Source organism: Rhizobium sp. WYCCWR 11152 (genome assembly GCF_013087615.1).
Classification (GTDB): Bacteria; Pseudomonadota; Alphaproteobacteria; order Rhizobiales; family Rhizobiaceae; genus Rhizobium; species Rhizobium indicum.
Genome location: NZ_JABFCP010000020.1, coordinates 432,079 through 451,608, shown reverse-complemented (window position 1 = coordinate 451,608; position 19,530 = coordinate 432,079). Strand labels below are relative to the sequence as shown.

Genomic DNA, 19,530 nt, shown 5'->3' with positions numbered 1-19,530 from the left:
AGATCGGATATTGCGGCAATGGCTGGCGAACGACATCGGATTATCACCATCGCAAATCAGAAGGGTGGCGTTGGTAAGACGACCACAGCAATCAACCTGGCAACGGCGCTTGCTGCTATCGGCGAGCGTGTCTTGATCGTCGATCTCGACCCGCAGGGCAATGCCAGCACCGGCCTCGGTATCGATCGTCGTGATCGCAAGCTTTCCTCCTACGATCTGATGGTTGGTGATCGTGGGATCCCCGAAGTGACCCTCGAAACAGCGGTTCCTAATCTGTTTATCGTCCCGTCGACGATGGATCTTCTTGGCATCGAGATGGAAATCTCGCAGCAGAGCGATCGGGTGTTCAAATTGCGGAAAGCGCTGTCTTCGCCCGAAGCCATGGCGTTTTCTTATATTCTTCTGGATTGCCCGCCGTCGTTCAATCTGCTGACGATGAATGCCATGGCGGCAGCGCATTCGGTCCTCGTTCCGCTGCAATGCGAATTCTTTGCGCTGGAGGGGTTGAGCCAGCTGCTCGAGACCGTCAGCCAGGTTCGCCGGACAGTTAACCCGCGTCTGGATATTCAGGGTATCGTCTTGACGATGTTCGATGCGCGCAACAATCTTGCCCAGCAGGTTGTCAATGACGTGCGTACGCATCTCGGGGACAAGGTTTACCACACGTTAATTCCGCGCAACGTCCGGGTTTCCGAGGCGCCGTCCTACGGTAAGCCGGCTATTCTCTATGACTTGAAGTGCGCGGGCAGTCAGGCCTATCTGCAGCTGGCCTCCGAGGTCATCCAGCGAGAACGCCAAAGACTGGCCGCGTGATATCATTTTAGGGGCGTAGGTGAGTGTAGATCATGAATGACGATGTATCAAAGAGGCGATTGGGCCGCGGCCTTGCGGCGCTGATTGGTGAAATGGATCAGCCTGTCCCGGTGGAAGCCGAGCGGACTATCAGCGCCGACAGAATGATCCCGATCGAGTTCGTCAGCCGTAACCCCCGCAATCCCCGTCGGTTCTTCGATGACTCCGAGCTGCACGATCTCGCAAGCTCCATTCGTCAACACGGTATCGTTCAGCCGATTGTTGTGCGGACGATGTCGCGGGATCGATATGAAATTATCGCCGGCGAACGACGCTGGCGCGCAGCTCAGCTTGCCGGGCTGATCGAGATTCCCGTCATTATCCGTGATGTGGATGATAAGACGGCGCTGGAAATCGCCATTGTCGAAAACGTACAGCGCGCGGATCTCAATGCCCTCGAAGAGGCCTTGGGTTATGAGCAGCTTATCGCGGAATACGGCTACACCCAGAACGACCTCGGCGAAATCATCGGTAAAAGCCGCAGCCATGTTGCCAACTCGTTGCGCCTGTTGAAATTGCCGGATCCGGTTCGCGATCTGCTTGCCGCCGGCAGCCTATCGGCTGGGCACGCGCGCGCATTGGTTTCGACATCCGACCCGGCAAGTCTTGCCCGTACGATCGTTGCCAAGGGCATGTCGGTGCGTGATGCGGAAAAGCTGGCGCAAAACAATATCAAGGCACAATCGGAGCCACAGCAGGCGGCCTTGCGGCGAGATCAGAAAGATTCCGACACGCTGGCGCTGGAACGGACGCTTTCCGATGCACTCGGCCTTGATGTTGCGATCAATCACAAGGCAAGCGGCGGCCAGATTAAAATTTCCTATAAGTCGCTAGAGCAGCTCGAGGAAATCTGCCGCTTGCTCGAGAGGCGTTAGAGCACCGACGCTCACTTCTTGAAACAACGCATCGTGCTTTCCGAAACATGATTATTGGGCCGACGTGCTGGTCAGGCGGATTTCCGGCCGGATTGAAGGGTGGTGGACAGAAGCGTTTGCATCGCAACGCTGTCTTCCAGCACCTGCCGCCGTCTGCTTTGCAGAATAGCGGCCTGTAGCCGATTGGATTCACGGGCGATGCTTTCCGCTGTCCACTGGCGCAGCGCCTGTTCGATGATCGGCTTGCGGCGGAAATGCAGATGCCGCCCCATTGTCTGCATGATTTGAGGCGGCTGCAGCCGTTTTTCATCCATTTCGGCGCGCATCGAATCCAGAAGCTGGAATTGCTTCAAGCATGCCTGCAGCACAAGAAAGATCGCGGTTTTCGAGCTGCTGATTTTTTGCATGGAGTGCAGAAAGGCGTTGAGATCACCGCCGAGGATGGCATCGACGGCGTCGTCAACCGAGATGGCGCTGGCGTCGCCGATTATTTCGGTAACGTGATGTTCTTCGACCGTATCGAAGCCGCGGCAGTAAAGAGCAAGCTTGCGCACCTCGTTTCGGGAAGCGATCCTGTCGCCGCCGATCAACGCGATCAGCGCCTGGCGCGCGGCCGGCGTAATGCCGAGCTTTTCTGCACTGAGCTCTGTATCGATCAACGCATTCAAGGCGCGGCTGTCATCGGCGTAGGAGGGGATCGTCATGACTGATCGTGCGGCTTCCGCGGTTTTGCGCAGCAGGGAACCCTTCTTGAGGTCACCGGCCTCGACGAGCAGATAGGCGGCTTCGAGCGGTTTATCGGCCAGCAACGCCAGGGAATCGACGAGATATTTCTCGTTGGCGGCACCGCGGATCCAGATCAGTTTCTCACCGCCGAACAGGCCAATCGACTGGACCTCGTCGACCAGCCGACCGGGGTCTTTCTGCAGGTCGCCAATATCGAGCTTCGTCAGCGAGAAGGGATCATCGAGAGCAACACCGCTCTTACCGGCGAGCAGGCTTGCCCGTTCGGAAACAAGGCCGCGATCCGGTCCGTAGATGACGTAAATCCGATAGTTCCGTGCCGATTTCTGCAGGAAAGTCTCGAATTCGTGGGATTTTATCTCTGCCACATCTCCGCCCTCAGCGGCTGAGGGCAGCGGCGATATCGGCTCCCACGAATTCCGCCACCTGATCCGCCGCGCGGTTTTCGGCATCACGGATCGCCCGCTGCTTGGCGAATTCCTGTTCGGAAAAATCCACCAGCGCCGTGGTCGCGCGGCTGCCGGCCTTGATGACGTGATCGTCGGTCGCCGAACGCAGCGTGTAGGTGACGCTGACGGTCACACGGCCAGCGCGCGACGTATCCGTCGAATCCGTCAAGAGTGTGTCGGCAACAGACGTGGTAGCGCGAATCTCAACCTGATATTGCGGGTTTACCGCTTCACCGGCACCGCGCGATGCAAGGAAGATCAGGCGATTGCGCACCTGCTGCTCGACGCGGCTGCTTGCTGGGGAAAAGCCGACCGAGGAAAGCTTTTCGACGACACCGGAACTCTCGGAGTAAAGCGGTCGGACCTGGCAGGCGGAGAGAAAAGCCGCCGAGGCAAAGATCATGGCGATGCCGGCATTGCGGGCCAGCTTGCAAGCGATATCAAACGACAATGTTTACAATCCTTTGGGGAACCACGATGATCTTCTTCGGTGCCTGTCCGTTCAGCGCGTTCTTCACCGCATCCAGATCCAGCACGGCGTCGGTGACGGCATTCTGATCTGCATCGCGAGAAATTGTCAATTCAGCGCGTTTCTTGCCATTGATCTGTACCGGCAGGACGACATCGTTTTCGATGACGAGTGCTTCGTCGTATCGCGGCCAGCTTGTCCGGGCAAGCAGGCCTTCATTGCCAAGCGCGGCCCAGCACTCCTCAGCCAGATGCGGCGTCATCGGAGAGACGAGCTGAATCAGGATCTCGGCGGCATCGCGCACCGCCGCGCGATAGATGGCATCGCCCTCGCCTGCCGCAACTCTCGTCATCGGTGCGGCCAGCGCGTTGACAAGTTCGTAAATTCGGGCAACGGCCTTGTTGAACCACAGCTTGTCATAGTCGTTCTCGACAGCCTTCAGCGTCTTGTGGGCGGCCTGCGAGATCGACAAGGCTTCCCCATCGGTGGCCGGCGCAGGTACCACGGCGGAGAGCGCATCCGCTGCTTCGGAAATCAAGCGCCACAGACGCTGGGTGAAACGATGGGCGCCCTCGACGCCTGCCTCGGACCAGATGACATCACGCTCTGGCGGGGAGTCGGACAGAACGAAGAAACGAGCGGTATCGGCGCCGTAGGAGGCGATGATATCGTCGGGATCGACGACGTTCTTCTTCGATTTCGACATTTTCTCGATCGAGCCGATCGCAACTTCTTCGTTGTTCGTCAGCAGGAAAGCCCGGCGTTTTCCATCGAGTTCATCGATACGGATATCGGCGGGAGCCACCCATTCGCGGCTGGCGCCGGCGCCGCGGCTATAGGTTTCGTGGACCACCATGCCCTGGGTGAAGAGACCCTTGAAGGGTTCGGTGGCCGCGACGTGACCGGTCTCGCGCATGGCGCGGGTGAAGAAGCGGGAATAGAGCAAGTGCAGGATCGCGTGCTCGATGCCGCCGATATACTGGTCGACCGGCAACCAGCGGTTTGCCGCCTCCGGATCGGTCGGCTTTTCTTCCCAGGGCGCGGTGAAGCGGGTGAAATACCAGCTCGAATCGACGAAGGTGTCCATCGTATCCGTCTCGCGGCGGGCATCCTTGCCGCAGTTCGGGCAGGGGACGTGGCGCCAGGTCGGATGACGGTCGAGCGGATTGCCCGGCTGGTCGAAGGTGACGTCGTCGGGCAGCTTGACCGGCAGGTCCGCCTTCGGCACCGGCACGACACCGCAATCATCGCAATGGATGACCGGGATCGGGCAGCCCCAATAACGCTGGCGGGAAATACCCCAGTCGCGCAGACGGAAATTGACCTTGCGTTCGCCCTGCGGCGCATTGCCGAGCGAAGCGGCCGACAGCCGGTCGGCGACGATATTGAAGGCTTCTTCGGTGGTCTTGCCGTCGAGGAAGCGTGAATTGATCATCACGCCATCACCGTCATAGGCGGTGTCGCCGACGGAGAAGCTTGCGGCATCGCCATCCCTCGGCATGACGACGGCCACCACCGGCAGGTCATATTTTCGTGCAAAATCAAGGTCGCGCTGGTCGCCCGAGGGGCAGCCGAAGATCGCGCCGGTGCCATAATCCATCAAAACGAAATTGGCGATATAGACCGGCAGCTTCCAGGAAGGATCGAGCGGGTGCCGGACGCGGATACCGGTATCCATACCCTTCTTTTCGGCGGTCTCGAGTGCTGCGAGCGAGGTGCCGGCGCGGCGGCACTCTTCGCAGAAGGCTTCGATATCAGGGTTCTTCGCGGCGGCATCCTTCGCCAGCGGATGATCGGCGGCGATTGCCAAGAAGGAAGCGCCGAACAGCGTGTCCGGCCGGGTGGTATAGACCGTGACTTCGCTCTCGCCGGCAGGTGCCGTTTCCGGCACGATCTCCCAGCGGATCGTCAGGCCTTCCGAACGGCCGATCCAGTTCTTCTGCATCAGCCGCACTTTTTCCGGCCACTGGTCGAGCGTATCTAGCGCGTCCAGCAGATCCTGGCTGAAGTCGGTGATCTTGAAGAACCATTGTGTCAGTTCACGCTGTTCGACCAGCGCGCCGGAACGCCAGCCGCGGCCATCGATCACCTGTTCGTTGGCGAGCACGGTGTTATCGACTGGATCCCAGTTGACCTTCGACTGCTTGCGATAGACCAGGCCCTTCTCCAGGAAATCCAGGAAGAGATGCTGCTGGTGCTGATAATATTCGACGTCGCAGGTGGCGAATTCGCGGCTCCAGTCCAGCGAAAGACCCATGGCCTTCAGCTGCGCCTTCATCGAGCCAATGTTCTGGTGCGTCCAGGAGGCGGGATGCACGCCGCGCTCCATGGCGGCATTCTCCGCCGGCATGCCGAAGGCGTCCCAGCCCATCGGATGCAGCACGTTGTAACCGCGGGCGCGCTTGTAGCGGGCGACGACATCGCCCATGGCGTAATTGCGGACATGACCCATATGGATGCGCCCCGAGGGATAGGGGAACATTTCGAGGACGTAATATTTTTCGCGCGGATCGGCATTGTCGGTCTCGAAGACCTTGTCTTCATTCCATTTCTGCTGCCAGCGGGGCTCGGCATCGCGCGGATTATAACGTTCGGTGGCCATGGATTTCGTATTTCCGGAAAATCAGGGGAGTTGGTCGAGACCTTCACCATGAAACCACCGTAGCGTCAAGTTTTGCAGGCGCTGCGAGCGTCCGATCTTGGTCATGACCAGGCGATTTCGCGAAGGCGGGTCTTGGCAAGCACAGGCTGGCTGGTTAGTTCATTGCCGATCCTTTCATGCTGGTATGTCGAGGCAGAACGATGGAACTTCAAGAGCGCTTGAACGATGTGCGGTCGCGGATTGCGGCCGGGGAACGCGAGGCAGGTCGTCCGGCGGGTTCCGTTCAGCTCGTCGCGGTGTCGAAGACCTTCGAGGCGGACGCGATCTGCCCGGCCATTGAAGCCGGGCAGCGTGTCTTCGGCGAGAACCGGGTGCAGGAAAGCCAGGGCAAGTGGCCGGCGCTGAAGGCCGAGCATCAGGATATCGAGCTGCATCTGATCGGACCGCTGCAATCGAACAAGGCGGCGGATGCTGTGGCGCTTTTCGACGTCATTGAGACGGTAGACCGGGAAAAGATCGCCCGCGCGCTTGCCGAGGAGATGAAGCGGCAAGGCAAGGCGCTGCGGCTCTATGTCCAGGTCAATACCGGGCTCGAACCGCAGAAGGCCGGCATCGCTCCTGACGACACGCCGGCCTTCGTCGCCCTCTGCCGCGACGAACTCGGCCTTTCGATCGAAGGTTTGATGTGCATTCCGCCGGCCGAGGAAAATCCCGGGCCGCATTTCGCCCTGCTGGCAAAGCTCGCGCTCAAATGCGGCGTCGAAAAACTTTCCATGGGCATGTCGGGCGATTACGGGACAGCCATCGCCTTTGGCGCCACGAGCGTGCGAGTGGGATCAGCGATTTTCGGCACGCGCTGAAACGCTGCTTTGGTCGGGCTTCCTGTTCCCCTTAATGCCGCCTAGATTAGGTTTGCATGTCCTGGGGAGGAGCAGATGCGGAACGGCTATCATCAGGCCTATGCGGCCTGGAAACGCGATCCCGAAGCCTTCTGGCGCGAAGCGGCCAGTGACATCGACTGGTTCAAGCCGCCAGAGCGGATTTTTTCACCCAATGACGGCGTCTATGGCCGCTGGTTCTCAGACGCCGAAACCAATACATGCCACAATTGCCTGGACCGGCATGTGGCTGCCGGCCGCGGCGGTGAGACAGCGGTCATCTTCGACAGCGCAATGAACGGCGAGAAGCGCCGTTTCACCTATGATGAGGTGCTTCGGGAGGTGATGGCCATCGCAGCAGCGTTGGTCGAGCGCGGCATCGGCAAAGGCGATCGCGTCATCCTTTATATGCCGATGGTGCCGGAGGCGGTCTTTTCCATGCTCGCCTGCGCCCGCATCGGGGCGGTTCACTCCGTCGTTTTCGGTGGGTTTGCCGCCAGCGAACTTGCTGCGCGAATCGACGATTGCGGTGCGAAGCTGGTGATCACCGCGAGCTGCGGGCTCGAGCCTGGTCGCATCGTCGCCTACAAGCCACTGGTCGATCAGGCGATTGCGATCGCGCGTTCGAAGCCGGATCGCTGTCTGGTGCTGCAGCGGCCGGAGCTTCGGGCAGATCTCGTCAGCGGTCGAGATCAGGATTTTGAGGTGGCGGTGGCGCAGCATCGTGGCGATGAGATCGCCTGTGTCTCCGTCAAGGCCACCGATCCGCTCTACATCCTCTATACCTCGGGCACGACGGGCCAACCGAAGGGCGTCGTGCGCGACAATGGCGGCCATATGGTCGCGCTCAACTGGTCGATGCGGAATATCTACGGCTTGAAACCGGGCGAGGTCTTCTGGACGGCTTCGGATATCGGCTGGGTCGTCGGGCATTCCTATATCGTCTATGCCCCGCTGCTATCAGGCGTAACCACCTTGATCTTCGAGGGAAAACCGGTCGGCACTCCGGATGCAGGCGCATTCTGGCGCATCGTTTCAGAATATCAGGTGCGGGTGCTCTTCACGGCCCCGACGGCATTCCGCGCCATCCGGCGGGAGGACGGTGACGGTGAACTGATGCGCCAATATCTCATGCCGGATTTGCGCGCTCTGTTTCTTGCCGGCGAGAGGGCGGATCCGGAGACGTTGAAATGGGCCGAGCGCATGCTTGGCATACCCGTCATCGATCATTGGTGGCAGACGGAGACCGGCTGGCCGATCGCCGCAAATCCGCTTGGTCTCGGGGCCCTTCCCGTCAAGCACGGGTCGCCGGCGTTGCCGATGCCCGGCTATGATATTGCGGTGCTCGACGATGCCGGTCATCCGATCGAGGTGGGAACACTCGGCAATATCGTCGTGAAGCTGCCCCTGCCGCCCGGCTGCCTGCCGACCCTCTGGAACGCTGACGACCGTTTTCGCTCGGCCTATCTCGATGAGTTTCCCGGCTATTACAAGACGGCCGATGCCGGCTACGTCGATGAGGACGGCTATCTCTTCATTATGTCGCGCACCGACGACATCATCAATTGCGCCGGGCATCGGCTCTCGACAGGGGCGATGGAGGAAGTGTGTGCGCGTCATCCCGATGTCGCCGAATGCGCGGTCATCGGCGTGATCGATGCGCTGAAGGGTCAGGCGCCCTGCGGTTTCCTGGTGCTGAAGCGACATGTTTCCCGTGACACGACGGCGATCGAATCAGAGGTCGTGGCGATGATTCGTGATTCGATCGGGCCTGTTGCCGCCTTCAAAACGGCCATCACCGTTAACCGGTTGCCGAAGACACGCTCCGGCAAAATCTTGCGCGGCACGATGCAGAAGATCGCCGACGGCATACCCTGGAAAATGCCTGCAACCATCGATGATCCAACGATTTTAGAGGAAATTGCCGAGGCGCTGCGCGGGCGCGGTTTAGGCTCCTTGCCGATGTGAATTAAACTTTCGGTAAGCCTAATTGAGGAATTGTTAACCATGTTGATGCAAGCATTTGTTAACGGCAATGGCTTGCATAGCAGGCTTTGCATGACGCGGTCGCCGTTACCGGCCTAGTCCGGATTGCCCCTTTCTCAACGATTGTGGAACGGATCATGACAAGCATCCTCACCAACAACGCTGCCATGGCAGCGCTGCAGACTTTGCGCGGCGTAAACGATAGCCTCAAGGACACCCAGGGTCGCGTTTCCTCGGGTTATCGCGTCGAAAAGGCGGCGGACAATGCCGCGTACTGGTCGATTGCTACGACCATGCGTTCTGACAACAAGGCGCTTTCGGCCGTCTCCGACGCGCTCGGGCTTGGTGCAGCCAAGGTCGATACCGCCTATTCGGCCATGGATAGCGCGCTCGATGTCGTCAGCGAAATCAAGGCCAAGATCGTCGCCGCCACGGAAAAGGGTGTCGACAAGACGAAGATCCAGCAGGAACTCGACCAGTTTCAGGAGCAGCTGCTCAGCATTGCCCAATCGGCATCCTTCTCCGGCGAAAACTGGGTTGCCGGCGCCTCCGGCACGAAGAGCGTCGTCTCGTCCTTCGTGCGCGACGGCAGCAATGCCGTTTCGGTCAAGACGACGGACTACGTGCTCAATTCGGGCACGCTTGGAAACGTGCTTTTCGGCATGACCAGCACCGGTGCGATCGAGACGAGCAGCGGTATCATCGGTACGGCCTTCAACGGAACCTATGGCGGTACCGTCATCGTCATGCCGTCGATATATGCTCTCGACATCACTGGTTTCACCCAGGGTCAGCTCGACGCAGCCCTGGCCGGTATCGAACTGGTTCTCGGCGCCATGACCGCCGCCGGCTCGGCGCTCGGCTCGATCTCGACCCGTATCCAGCTGCAGGAAACGTTTGTCAGCGGCCTTCACGATTCGATCGACTCCGGCGTCGGACGCCTGGTCGATGCTGATATGGAGGAGGAATCTAGCAAGCTCACGGCGTTGCAGACGCAGCAGCAGCTTGCCATCCAGTCGCTTTCGATCGCCAATAGCTCGGCGCAGAACATCCTCACCCTGTTCCGCAGCTAATCGAAACAGGCCATCCGCAACAAAAAACCCGCCGGTCAGCTCATACCGGCGGGTTTTTCATGCGATCTATGATGTCTCAGTACTGATCGTCATCCTCGTCCTTCGGCGCCGAGCGCAGCGAGCTCAGCTTGCGGAAGACGGCATCGGCGTCGATTTCCTTTTCCTTTTCCTCCTCGCGCTCGTAGCTCGGGGTCAGGCGCTCGGTTTCCTGGGCCGATTGCAGCGTCGCGCCAAGCTCGGCAGCGGTCGGCAGCGGACGGCCCTTGGAGGCCTTTTCCACTTCCATGTCGAGATCGATCTGGCTGCAGAGGCCAAGCGTGACCGGATCCATCGGCGCCAGGTTGGCGGAGTTCCAGTGGGTGCGCTCGCGGATCTGCTCGATCGTCGATTTCGTCGTGCCGACGAGGCGGGAAATCTGCGCGTCCTTCAGCTCCGGATGGTTGCGAACGAGCCAGAGAATGGCGTTCGGGCGGTCCTGACGCTTGGAAACCGGCGTATAACGCGGACCGCGGCGCTTGGATTCCGGCACCCGCACCTTCGGTTCGGAAATCTTCAGCTTGTGGTTCGGATTGGCCTCGGCGCGGGCAATCTCGTCGCGGGAAAGCTGTCCTGTCGAGATCGGGTCGAGGCCCTTGATGCCCTGCGCCGCTTCGCCATCGGCGATCGCCTTGACTTCGAGCGGATGCAGTTTGCAGAACTGCGCGATCTGATCGAAAGACAGTGCCGTATTGTCGACGAGCCAGATGGCTGTCGCCTTCGGCATGAGCAGTGTTTGAGCCATGGATATAGTCCTTCTATCGTCCGCGCCGGTCGCGGTCCGTGGATTGTCACCACAATGTCCGGGAAATATGGCGCTATATAACCGCACTGTCGCAGAATTGCAATTCTTCCGAAATGAAATGACCTTTGTCTAATTGCCGTGGCGATGCGAACTGCTATGAATTGCCGTGATTTCAAGTCCGGGCCCTTCCCAGCTCAATCGGCCCGTCGCATGTCCCATGAGGAGGAGTTGCATGTCGGAGAAGATCTACCCGGTCACGAAGCCGGTGAAGGCGCGCGCCCTGATCGATAAGGAAAAGTACCTGAAATGGTATGAGGAAAGCGTCGAGAACCCGGACAAGTTCTGGGGCAAGCACGGCAAGCGGATCGACTGGTTCAAGCCCTATACCAAGGTCAAAAACACTTCCTTTACCGGCAAGGTTTCGATCAAATGGTTCGAGGACGGTCAGACAAACGTCTCCTATAATTGCATCGACCGTCATCTGAAAACGAATGGCGACCAGGTGGCGATCATCTGGGAGGGCGACAACCCCTATATCGACAAGAAGGTCACCTATAACGAGCTCTACGAGCATGTCTGCCGGATGGCGAACGTGTTGAAGAAGCACGGCGTCAAGAAGGGCGATCGCGTCACCATCTATATGCCGATGATCCCGGAATCGGCCTATGCGATGCTTGCCTGCGCCCGCATCGGCGCGGTGCATTCGGTCGTCTTCGGCGGTTTCTCGCCCGAGGCGCTGGCTGGGCGCATCGTCGACTGCGAATCCACCTTCGTCATCACCTGCGACGAAGGCCTGCGCGGCGGCAAGCCGGTGCCATTGAAGGACAATACCGATACCGCAATTGACATTGCGGCACGCCAGCACGTGATTGTGGAGAAGGTTCTGGTCGTTCGCCGCACCGGCGGCAAGACCGGCTGGGCGCCGGGCCGCGACCTCTGGTATCACCAGGAAATTGCCACCGTGAAGGCGGAATGCCCACCGGTGAAGATGAAGGCGGAAGATCCGCTCTTCATTCTCTATACGTCCGGCTCGACCGGCAAGCCGAAGGGCGTGCTGCACACGACCGGCGGTTATCTCGTCTATGCGGCGATGACGCATGAATATGTCTTCGATTATCACCACGGCGACGTCTACTGGTGTACGGCCGATGTCGGTTGGGTGACCGGCCACTCCTATATCGTCTATGGGCCGCTTGCGAACTGCGCGACGACGCTGATGTTCGAGGGCGTGCCGAATTTCCCGGACCAGGGGCGTTTCTGGGAAGTCATCGACAAGCACAAGGTCAACATCTTCTATACGGCGCCGACGGCGATCCGCTCGCTGATGGGTGCCGGCGACGACTTCGTCACGCGCTCTTCGCGCTCTTCGCTGCGCCTGCTCGGCACGGTCGGCGAGCCGATCAATCCCGAGGCCTGGGAGTGGTATTACAATGTCGTCGGCGACAAGCGCTGCCCCGTCATCGATACGTGGTGGCAGACGGAAACCGGCGGTCACATGATCACGCCGCTGCCCGGCGCCACCGATCTGAAGCCCGGCTCGGCGACGATCCCGTTCTTCGGCGTCAAGCCGCAGCTGGTCGACAATGAAGGCAAGGTGCTGGAAGGCGCGGCCGACGGCAATCTGTGCATCACCGATAGCTGGCCGGGCCAGATGCGCACGGTCTATGGCGATCACGAGCGCTTCATCCAGACCTATTTTTCCACCTACAAGGGCAAGTATTTCACCGGCGATGGCTGCCGGCGCGATGCGGACGGCTATTACTGGATCACCGGCCGCGTCGACGACGTGCTGAACGTCTCCGGCCACCGGCTGGGCACGGCCGAGGTGGAATCCGCCCTCGTCTCGCATAATCTAGTTTCGGAAGCCGCAGTCGTCGGTTACCCGCATCCGATCAAGGGCCAGGGTATTTATTGCTATGTGACGCTGATGTCCGGTCACGAGGGATCGGATACGCTTCGGCAGGAACTGGTAAAACATGTGCGGGCCGAGATCGGCCCGATCGCCGCGCCCGACAAGATCCAGTTTGCGCCCGGCCTGCCGAAGACCCGCTCCGGCAAGATCATGCGCCGCATCCTGCGCAAGATCGCCGAAGACGATTTCGGCGCGCTTGGTGACACTTCGACGCTTGCCGATCCGGCAGTCGTCGACGATCTGATCGCCAACCGGCAAAACAAGGCGACCGCCTGATAGATCGAGCCGTTCCGGTCCCCTTCCGGGGCGGCTTATTTGCTTCCGCGTATTCGATGCGTGGTTTGCGGCATCCAAGCATGTTCACGGGCGAAGCCCTGAGAAGATTGCCGGCGAGGTCACGGCCGCTAGACGCGGCTGAAATACCTGGCGCCCAAAATATCGTTAGCCGGATTCTTAGTCTCATTCTGCTGCGGCCGCAGAAGCCAACAGTAATATTGGCTTAGAAATCGATCGCCCTGCCATTGATTTCGTAGTCGCCGAAGCGCGCCGGCTCGGCTCCGCCGCGGCCGCCGATCTCCGGCTGCAGTTCCAGCGGCTTCTGGCTCTTTCGCCGCTCTTCGGCTTCGGCAAGGGCGCGTCTGGCAGCGGGGGACAGCATCTTGCGCGGCGGCTCCGATCCCTCGGCCATCGGCGTTTCGCTGTTGTCATTATCGGCGTCCTGCATGGCCGTCTCCTGCCGGAAATATTGAAAATGGCTGATGAATAACCAAATCATAATGCGCCGGTGCCGGGATTGAAAGCTTGTGACGCCGAAATCGGAGATGGAGATCCGCCATGAACCTCGTTCGCACTGCCATGTTGCTTGCTTTCATGACGGCGCTTTTCATGTTTGTCGGCTTCCTGATCGGCGGTCGCGCCGGCATGATGATCGCATTCGTCATTGCTGCCGGCATGAATTTCTTCTCCTACTGGAATTCCGACCGCATGGTGCTTTCGGCCTATCGCGCGCAGGAAGTCGACGAGCGCAACGCGCCGGAATTCTTCCGGATCGTGCGCGATCTCGCCCGCAATGCCGGCCTGCCGATGCCGAAGGTTTATCTTTACGACAGCCCGCAGCCGAATGCCTTTGCTACCGGCCGCAATCCCGCCAATGCCGCCGTCGCCGCCTCGACCGGCCTGCTCAGCGCCTTGTCTGCCGAGGAGGTCGCAGCTGTGATGGCGCATGAACTGGCCCACATTCAGAACCGCGACACGCTGACGATGACGATCACGGCAACGCTTGCCGGCGCGATCTCCATGCTCGGCAACTTCGCCTTCTTCTTCGGCGGCAACCGTGAGAACAACAGCAATCCGCTCGGCTTCGTCGGTGTCATCGTCGCGATGATCGTGGCGCCGCTCGCGGCCATGCTGGTGCAGATGGCGATCAGCCGCACGCGCGAATATTCGGCCGACCGCCGCGGCGCCGAGATTTGCGGCAATCCGCTCTGGCTCGCTTCGGCGCTCGGCAAGATCGCCCGTGGTGCTGCCCACGTGCCGAACGAGGATGCCGAGCGCAACCCGGCGACAGCGCATATGTTCATCATCAATCCGCTCTCCGGCGAGCGCATGGACAATCTGTTTTCCACGCATCCGAACACGGAAAACCGCATCGCTGCGCTGCAGGACATGGCGCAAAGCGGCATGAATGTCTCGACGTCGCCGGCTCGTGCTGCTAATCCGTCGCGCAAATCGCGCTCTGTTCCGGATACGGGTCTTGGTCGCGGTGGTTCGCAACCGCCAAAAGGTCCGTGGTCTTGAATTCAGACGGCACGAAGAAGCCATTCCGCAAGCATAAGCCCTCCACCGAGCGATCTGCTCCGGCAAAGCCCGGCCTGCAGGCCCGGGCCGCGGCGGCAAAAATTCTTGCTGCCGTCGTCGACCGCAAGCTGCCGCTCGACGGCGCTCTTGATCATGAACACGGCAATCCGGCCTATAGGGCGCTCGGCGAAAGCGACCGGGCGCTCGTCCGCGCCATCCTGAACACGACGCTGCGCCATTTGCCGCGCATCGATGCCGCGATTGCCGGGCTGCTGGATTCGCCGCTGCCGGAGGGGGCAAGGGCGCTGCATCACGTGCTCGCAATCGGGGCAGCACAGATCCTCTATCTCGACGTGCCGGATCATTCGGCCGTCGATCTCGCCGTCGAGCAGGCCAATCAGGATCCGCGCAATCGTCGTTTCGCCAAGCTGGTCAACGCCATCCTCCGCCGGCTCGGCCGCGAGAAGGAGCAGGTGCTTGATGAGATCGCCAAGGTCGCGCCGATGCCGGCCTGGTTCATCGCCAGGCTGGAAAAGGCCTATGGCCCGGACGCGGCGCTGGCGATTTCGGAATCCCAGCTCGAACCGGCGGCAATCGATCTGACCGTCAAGTCCGACCCCGAAAGCTGGGCGAAGCGGCTGAACGGCGTTGTTTTGCCCACAGGCGGCATTCGTCTCGCAGCCTTCGACGGCGGCATCCCCTCGCTCGAAGGCTTCGACGAGGGCGCGTGGTGGGTGCAGGATGCGGCGGCAAGCATACCGGCGAAGCTTTTCGGCGATCTCTCGGGCAGACGTGCCGCCGATCTCTGTGCTGCGCCCGGCGGCAAGACGGCGCAGCTCATCCTTGCCGGCGGCGCAGTCACCGCACTCGACCAGTCGGAAAACCGGCTGAGACGGCTGCGTTCGAATCTCGACCGGCTCGGCCTCAAGGCGGAGACAATTGCAGCAGATCTGACGACATTCGAGCCGACGGAGCGTTTCGATGCGATCCTGCTCGATGCCCCTTGCTCTTCCACCGGCACGACACGTCGGCACCCTGACGTGTTGTGGACCAAGGGACCTGAGGATATCGCCAGACTGGCGGCGCTGCAGGAACGGCTGCTGCGTCATGCGCTGACATTGCTGAAGCCGGGCGGCACGCTGGTTTTTTCGAATTGTTCGCTCGATCCCGTCGAGGGTGAGGACGTCGTCGCCCGTGTTCTTTCCGATACGGATGCGGTCGAGCGCGTTCCGATCGGCGCCGGTGACTGGCCGGGCCTTGAGACGGCGATCACGCCGCTCGGCGAATTCCGCACGCTTCCCACCATGCTGAAAATGCCTGACGGCATCGGCTCCGGCCTCGACGGCTTCTATGCGGCGGTGCTGCGGCGCCTGGCCTGATTGCAAGGCGTGAGCGCTCGCGGCGATCTCTCGCACTATACGAGTGCTTCATAGCCTCATGTCATGCATGCCGTTCTCTCCAAAACCGCCGGCATGATTTCAGGTGAAACGCGTCAATGTGCGTATATTCGAACCTTGTCACGAATTAATTCATTGCGGACGATGAAATCGGCCGCTTTTCACCTATTCTTAACCACGAGGGTCAATAGACAATAGAATATGCAGTCCGGTCGGCGTTTTGCGAGCATGTATGTTCGGGAGGCTTGGCGGCGCGCCTTGCGCCGCGTCGCGTTGTTGCGCCTGAAGCTCTTTCGTCATTCGATCAAGGTGCCCGAGCGTCTGATCGTCGCGCCGACCGATCTCCGCAGCATCGATCCGCATGTGGCCGACGAGATCCTCAACGGACGGTTTCTCCTGGCCGGGCGCATGCTGGAAACCAACGAGAAGTCGCCCTTCACCTTCACCCTGCCCTCGCGCCCCTTCGCGATCCGTCTTCACAGCTTCGGCTGGCTGCGGCATATGCGGGCGAACAAGACGGAGCGTAGTTCGGCTGTCGCCCGCGCGATCGTCGACAGCTGGCTTTCCATCCATGCCGGTCGCATGGAGGGGATTGCCTGGGAAACCGACGTCACCGCCCAGCGCGTTATTGCCTGGCTGTCGCATTCGCCGGTGGTACTGCAGAATGCCGACCGTGGCTTTTATCGCCGCTTCATGAAGTCGCTGGCGTTCCAGGTGAGATTCCTGCACCGGATGGCGCCGTTCACCCTCGGCGGCCTGGAGTTGTTTCGGCTGCGTATTGCGCTGGCCATGGCCTCCGTCGCCATGCCGGCGCGCGCCTCTACGCTCAGAAGGGCGGCGCAGGCGCTCGACCGCGAATTTGATAGCCAGATTCTGCCGGATGGCGGCCATGTGTCGCGCAATCCGCGCGTCGGGCTGGAATTGCTGCTCGATCTGCTGCCGCTCCGGCAGACCTATGTCAATCTCGGCCATGACCTGCCGCAGAAGCTGATCTCCGGCATAGACCGGATGTATCCGGCATTGCGGTTCTTTCGCCATCAGGACGGGGACCTGGCGCTCTTCAACGGGGCGACCTCGACGCTTGCAAATGAGCTGATGTCCGTGCTGCGATATGACGAAACCGCCGGTCAGCCGTTCAAGGCCTTGCCGCATTCGCGCTATCAGCGGCTTTCCGGGGGAAAAACGGTGATCATTGCCGATACCGGCACACCGCCTTCAGGAGGCGCGCTTCGCACCGTGCATGCCGGCAGCCTCTCCTTCGAGATGTCGTCCGGCCGCCATCGCTTCATCGTCAATTCCGGTTCGCCGAAATTTGCCGGGCACCGTTATGTCCAGATGGCGCGCACGACGGCGGCGCATTCGACCGTCATCCTCAACGACACCTCGTCCAGCCGTTTTTCGCCCTCGCCCTTCCTCAATCACGCGATCACCGAACCGGTGAGAACCATCACCGTCGAGCGTGCCGAAACCGAGGATGGACGCGACGGCATCAAGCTCAGCCATGACGGTTATCTCAGGGTGTTCGGCGTGCTGCACGAGCGTGAGCTGACACTCAATGCCGCAGGCTCGATCGTGACCGGCCGCGACCGGCTCGTCGTCCGCGAAGGATATGAGCATGACGAGCCCTTGAAGGCCGTCGCCCGTTTTCATATCCATCCTTCGATCGTCCTGCATCAGAGTGACGGGGAGTCCGTGCTGCTGACGGCACCGGACGGCGAAAGCTGGCTGTTTTCCGCACCTGGCAATGAAGTGCTGATCGCCGAGGACATCTTCTTTGCCGACAGCTCCGGCATCTGCGGTTCGGACCAGATTGAAATCGACTTCGATCTTGCCGAGAAGACGGAAATCCGCTGGTTTTTGTCCCGCAAAAGCTAGAGGCGGATGATTTTTTTGCCGAGTGGCCAAAGATCGGGATTGCATCCACATCAAGGAAGTAAAGTACGATGCCATCCAAAAATGGCTCGTGCTTTTCGACATCTGCTCTGAGGCCTGTTTGCGTGGCGGCAAACCTGTGCTAACGCGGCGCCAGCATGCGAACATCCCTTGCGGATGTCCTCCCGAAGCCCGAACGGAGAAGGTTTCATGGCCGTCATTTCCAAGAAGATCCCCGCCCCCGACAAGGTCGAAGTCAAGACCGCGCTCATCTCCGTCTTCGACAAGACCGGGATCGTCGAACTCGCCCACGCCTTGTCTGCCAGAGGTGTGCGCCTGCTCTCGACCGGCGGCACCTATAAAGCGATCGCTGCGGCCGGTCTTGCCGTCACCGATGTCTCCGAAATCACCGGTTTTCCCGAGATCATGGACGGGCGTGTCAAGACGTTGCACCCAATGGTGCATGGCGGCCTGCTGGCGGTCCGTGACGACGGCGAACACCAGGAAGCGATGAAACAGCACGGCATCGAGGGCATCGATCTCGCCGTCATCAACCTCTATCCCTTCGAAGAGGTGCGCGCAGCCGGCGGCGACTATCCGACGACCGTCGAGAATATCGACATCGGCGGTCCGGCGATGATCCGCGCATCGGCCAAGAACCATGCCTATGTGACGACGCTGACGGATCCGGCCGATTATGCCGAACTGCTGGAGCAGCTTTCCGCAGATGACGGCAAGACCACCTATGCCTTCCGACAGCGTATGGCCGCCAAGGCCTATGCCCGCACCGCCGCCTATGATGCAATGATTTCCAACTGGTTCGCCGAGGCGCTGTCGATCGACACGCCGCGTCACCGGGTCATCGGCGGCGCGCTGAAGGAAGAGATGCGTTACGGCGAAAACCCGCACCAGAAGGCCGCCTTCTACGTGACCGGTGAGAAGCGCCCGGGTGTTTCGACCGCCGCTCTTCTCCAGGGCAAGCAGCTCTCCTACAACAATATCAACGATACGGATGCCGCCTACGAGCTCGTCGCCGAGTTCCTGCCAGAGAAGGCGCCGGCCTGCGCGATCATCAAGCACGCCAATCCCTGCGGCGTCGCCACCGGATCGAGCCTGGTCGAGGCCTATCGGCGGGCACTCGCCTGCGATTCCGTTTCCGCCTTCGGCGGCATCATCGCGCTCAACCAGACGCTGGATGCCGAAACCGCCGAGGAGATCGTCAAGCTCTTCACCGAAGTGATCATCGCGCCAGATGTCACGGAGGAGGCGAAGGCGATCGTCGCCCGCAAACCGAACCTGCGACTGCTGTCTGCCGGCGGCCTGCCCGATCCGCGTGCCGCGGGCCTGACGGCGAAGACCGTTTCCGGCGGCCTGCTCGTCCAGAGCCGCGACAACGGCATGGTCGAGGATCTGGAACTCAAGGTCGTCACCAGGCGGGCGCCGACGGCGCAGGAACTTGATGACATGAAGTTCGCCTTCAAGGTCGGCAAACATGTGAAGTCGAACGCCGTGGTCTATGCCAAGGACGGCCAGACGGCTGGCATCGGCGCCGGCCAGATGAGCCGCGTCGATTCCGCCCGCATCGCTGCGCTGAAGGCCGAAGAGGCCGCCAAGGCGCTCGGCCTCGCAGTGCCGATGACGCATGGCTCGGCGGTCGCCTCCGAGGCCTTCCTGCCTTTTGCCGACGGTCTTCTGTCGATGATCGCCGCAGGGGCGACGGCGGTTATCCAGCCGGGCGGTTCGATGCGCGACCAGGAGGTCATCGATGCAGCCAATGAACACGGCGTTGCGATGGTCTTCACCGGCATGCGCCATTTCCGGCACTGAATGAGGATTGGGCGCG

The 19,530-nt window shown here is 60.7% G+C and carries 15 protein-coding genes; 10 read left to right on the top strand and 5 right to left on the bottom strand.

Going from position 1 to position 19,530, the window contains the following annotated elements:
* Nucleotides 1-18 precede the first annotated feature (18 nt).
* Nucleotides 19-813 carry a ParA family protein gene (locus tag G9X67_RS29535; protein ID WP_011654065.1) on the top strand — a complete coding sequence of 265 codons (795 nt, stop codon included), beginning with the start codon at nt 19-21 and terminating at the stop codon, nt 811-813.
* A 32-nt stretch (nt 814-845) separates the two neighbouring features.
* Nucleotides 846-1,727: a ParB/RepB/Spo0J family partition protein gene (locus G9X67_RS29530; RefSeq protein WP_017962618.1), complete on the top strand. Its 882-nt coding sequence runs from the start codon at nt 846-848 to the stop codon at nt 1,725-1,727.
* Nucleotides 1,728-1,798: 71 nt separating this feature from the next.
* Here the strand turns inward: G9X67_RS29530 and holA are convergent, their stop codons facing one another.
* Genes holA through leuS form a run of 3 tightly spaced genes read right to left on the bottom strand, consistent with a single transcriptional unit; the run spans nt 1,799 to nt 5,991 of the window.
* On the bottom strand, nt 1,799-2,839 hold the full coding sequence (holA, locus tag G9X67_RS29525) for a DNA polymerase III subunit delta (protein WP_171600288.1): 1,041 nt from the start codon (nt 2,837-2,839) through the stop codon (nt 1,799-1,801).
* Nucleotides 2,840-2,849: 10 nt separating this feature from the next.
* Nucleotides 2,850-3,371 carry an LPS assembly lipoprotein LptE gene (gene lptE / locus G9X67_RS29520; RefSeq protein ID WP_138331972.1) on the bottom strand — a complete coding sequence of 174 codons (522 nt, stop codon included), beginning with the start codon at nt 3,369-3,371 and terminating at the stop codon, nt 2,850-2,852.
* Nucleotides 3,361-5,991, bottom strand: coding sequence for a leucine--tRNA ligase (leuS, locus tag G9X67_RS29515; protein WP_171600287.1), 2,631 nt, complete (start codon nt 5,989-5,991; stop codon nt 3,361-3,363). Before leuS ends, lptE begins: the two co-directional genes overlap by 11 nt.
* 200 nt (nt 5,992-6,191) lie before the next feature.
* On the opposite strand from leuS, the gene G9X67_RS29510 reads away from it, so the two are divergent.
* The 3 genes from G9X67_RS29510 (at nt 6,192) to G9X67_RS29500 (ending at nt 9,928) form a co-directional block, all read left to right on the top strand.
* Nucleotides 6,192-6,851, top strand: coding sequence for a YggS family pyridoxal phosphate-dependent enzyme (locus tag G9X67_RS29510; RefSeq protein WP_138331970.1), 660 nt, complete (start codon nt 6,192-6,194; stop codon nt 6,849-6,851).
* Between the two features lie 75 nt (nt 6,852-6,926).
* On the top strand, nt 6,927-8,837 hold the full coding sequence (locus tag G9X67_RS29505; RefSeq protein WP_171600286.1) for a propionyl-CoA synthetase: 1,911 nt from the start codon (nt 6,927-6,929) through the stop codon (nt 8,835-8,837).
* A gap of 155 nt (nt 8,838-8,992) precedes the next feature.
* Nucleotides 8,993-9,928, top strand: a complete 936-nt coding sequence (locus G9X67_RS29500; protein ID WP_029874623.1) for a flagellin — start codon at nt 8,993-8,995, stop codon at nt 9,926-9,928.
* 76 nt (nt 9,929-10,004) lie between these two features.
* Here G9X67_RS29500 and G9X67_RS29495 read toward each other — a convergent pair whose 3' ends face one another.
* Nucleotides 10,005-10,709, bottom strand: a complete 705-nt coding sequence (locus G9X67_RS29495) for a DUF1013 domain-containing protein (RefSeq protein WP_171600285.1) — start codon at nt 10,707-10,709, stop codon at nt 10,005-10,007.
* Nucleotides 10,710-10,941: 232 nt separating this feature from the next.
* Here G9X67_RS29495 and acs point away from each other — a divergent pair, with 232 nt between their 5' ends.
* Nucleotides 10,942-12,897, top strand: coding sequence for an acetate--CoA ligase (gene acs, locus G9X67_RS29490; RefSeq protein WP_138331967.1), 1,956 nt, complete (start codon nt 10,942-10,944; stop codon nt 12,895-12,897).
* 223 nt (nt 12,898-13,120) lie between these two features.
* On the opposite strand, the gene G9X67_RS29485 is transcribed toward acs, so the two are convergent.
* Entirely contained in the window at nt 13,121-13,345 is a 225-nt protein-coding gene (locus tag G9X67_RS29485) for a DUF1674 domain-containing protein (protein ID WP_171600284.1), read from the bottom strand.
* 110 nt (nt 13,346-13,455) lie between these two features.
* On the opposite strand from G9X67_RS29485, the gene htpX reads away from it, so the two are divergent.
* The 4 genes from htpX to purH all read left to right on the top strand — a co-directional run bounded on the left by htpX (nt 13,456) and on the right by purH (nt 19,514).
* Nucleotides 13,456-14,418: a zinc metalloprotease HtpX gene (htpX, locus tag G9X67_RS29480; RefSeq protein WP_171600283.1), complete on the top strand. Its 963-nt coding sequence runs from the start codon at nt 13,456-13,458 to the stop codon at nt 14,416-14,418.
* Nucleotides 14,409-15,797, top strand: coding sequence for a transcription antitermination factor NusB (locus G9X67_RS29475; RefSeq protein WP_171600282.1), 1,389 nt, complete (start codon nt 14,409-14,411; stop codon nt 15,795-15,797). The genes htpX and G9X67_RS29475 overlap by 10 nt, the downstream gene beginning before the upstream one ends.
* A 219-nt stretch (nt 15,798-16,016) precedes the next feature.
* Nucleotides 16,017-17,690, top strand: a complete 1,674-nt coding sequence (locus G9X67_RS29470) for a heparinase II/III family protein (RefSeq protein WP_138331963.1) — start codon at nt 16,017-16,019, stop codon at nt 17,688-17,690.
* Between the two features lie 207 nt (nt 17,691-17,897).
* Nucleotides 17,898-19,514, top strand: coding sequence for a bifunctional phosphoribosylaminoimidazolecarboxamide formyltransferase/IMP cyclohydrolase (purH, locus tag G9X67_RS29465; RefSeq protein ID WP_171600281.1), 1,617 nt, complete (start codon nt 17,898-17,900; stop codon nt 19,512-19,514).
* Nucleotides 19,515-19,530 lie beyond the last annotated feature (16 nt).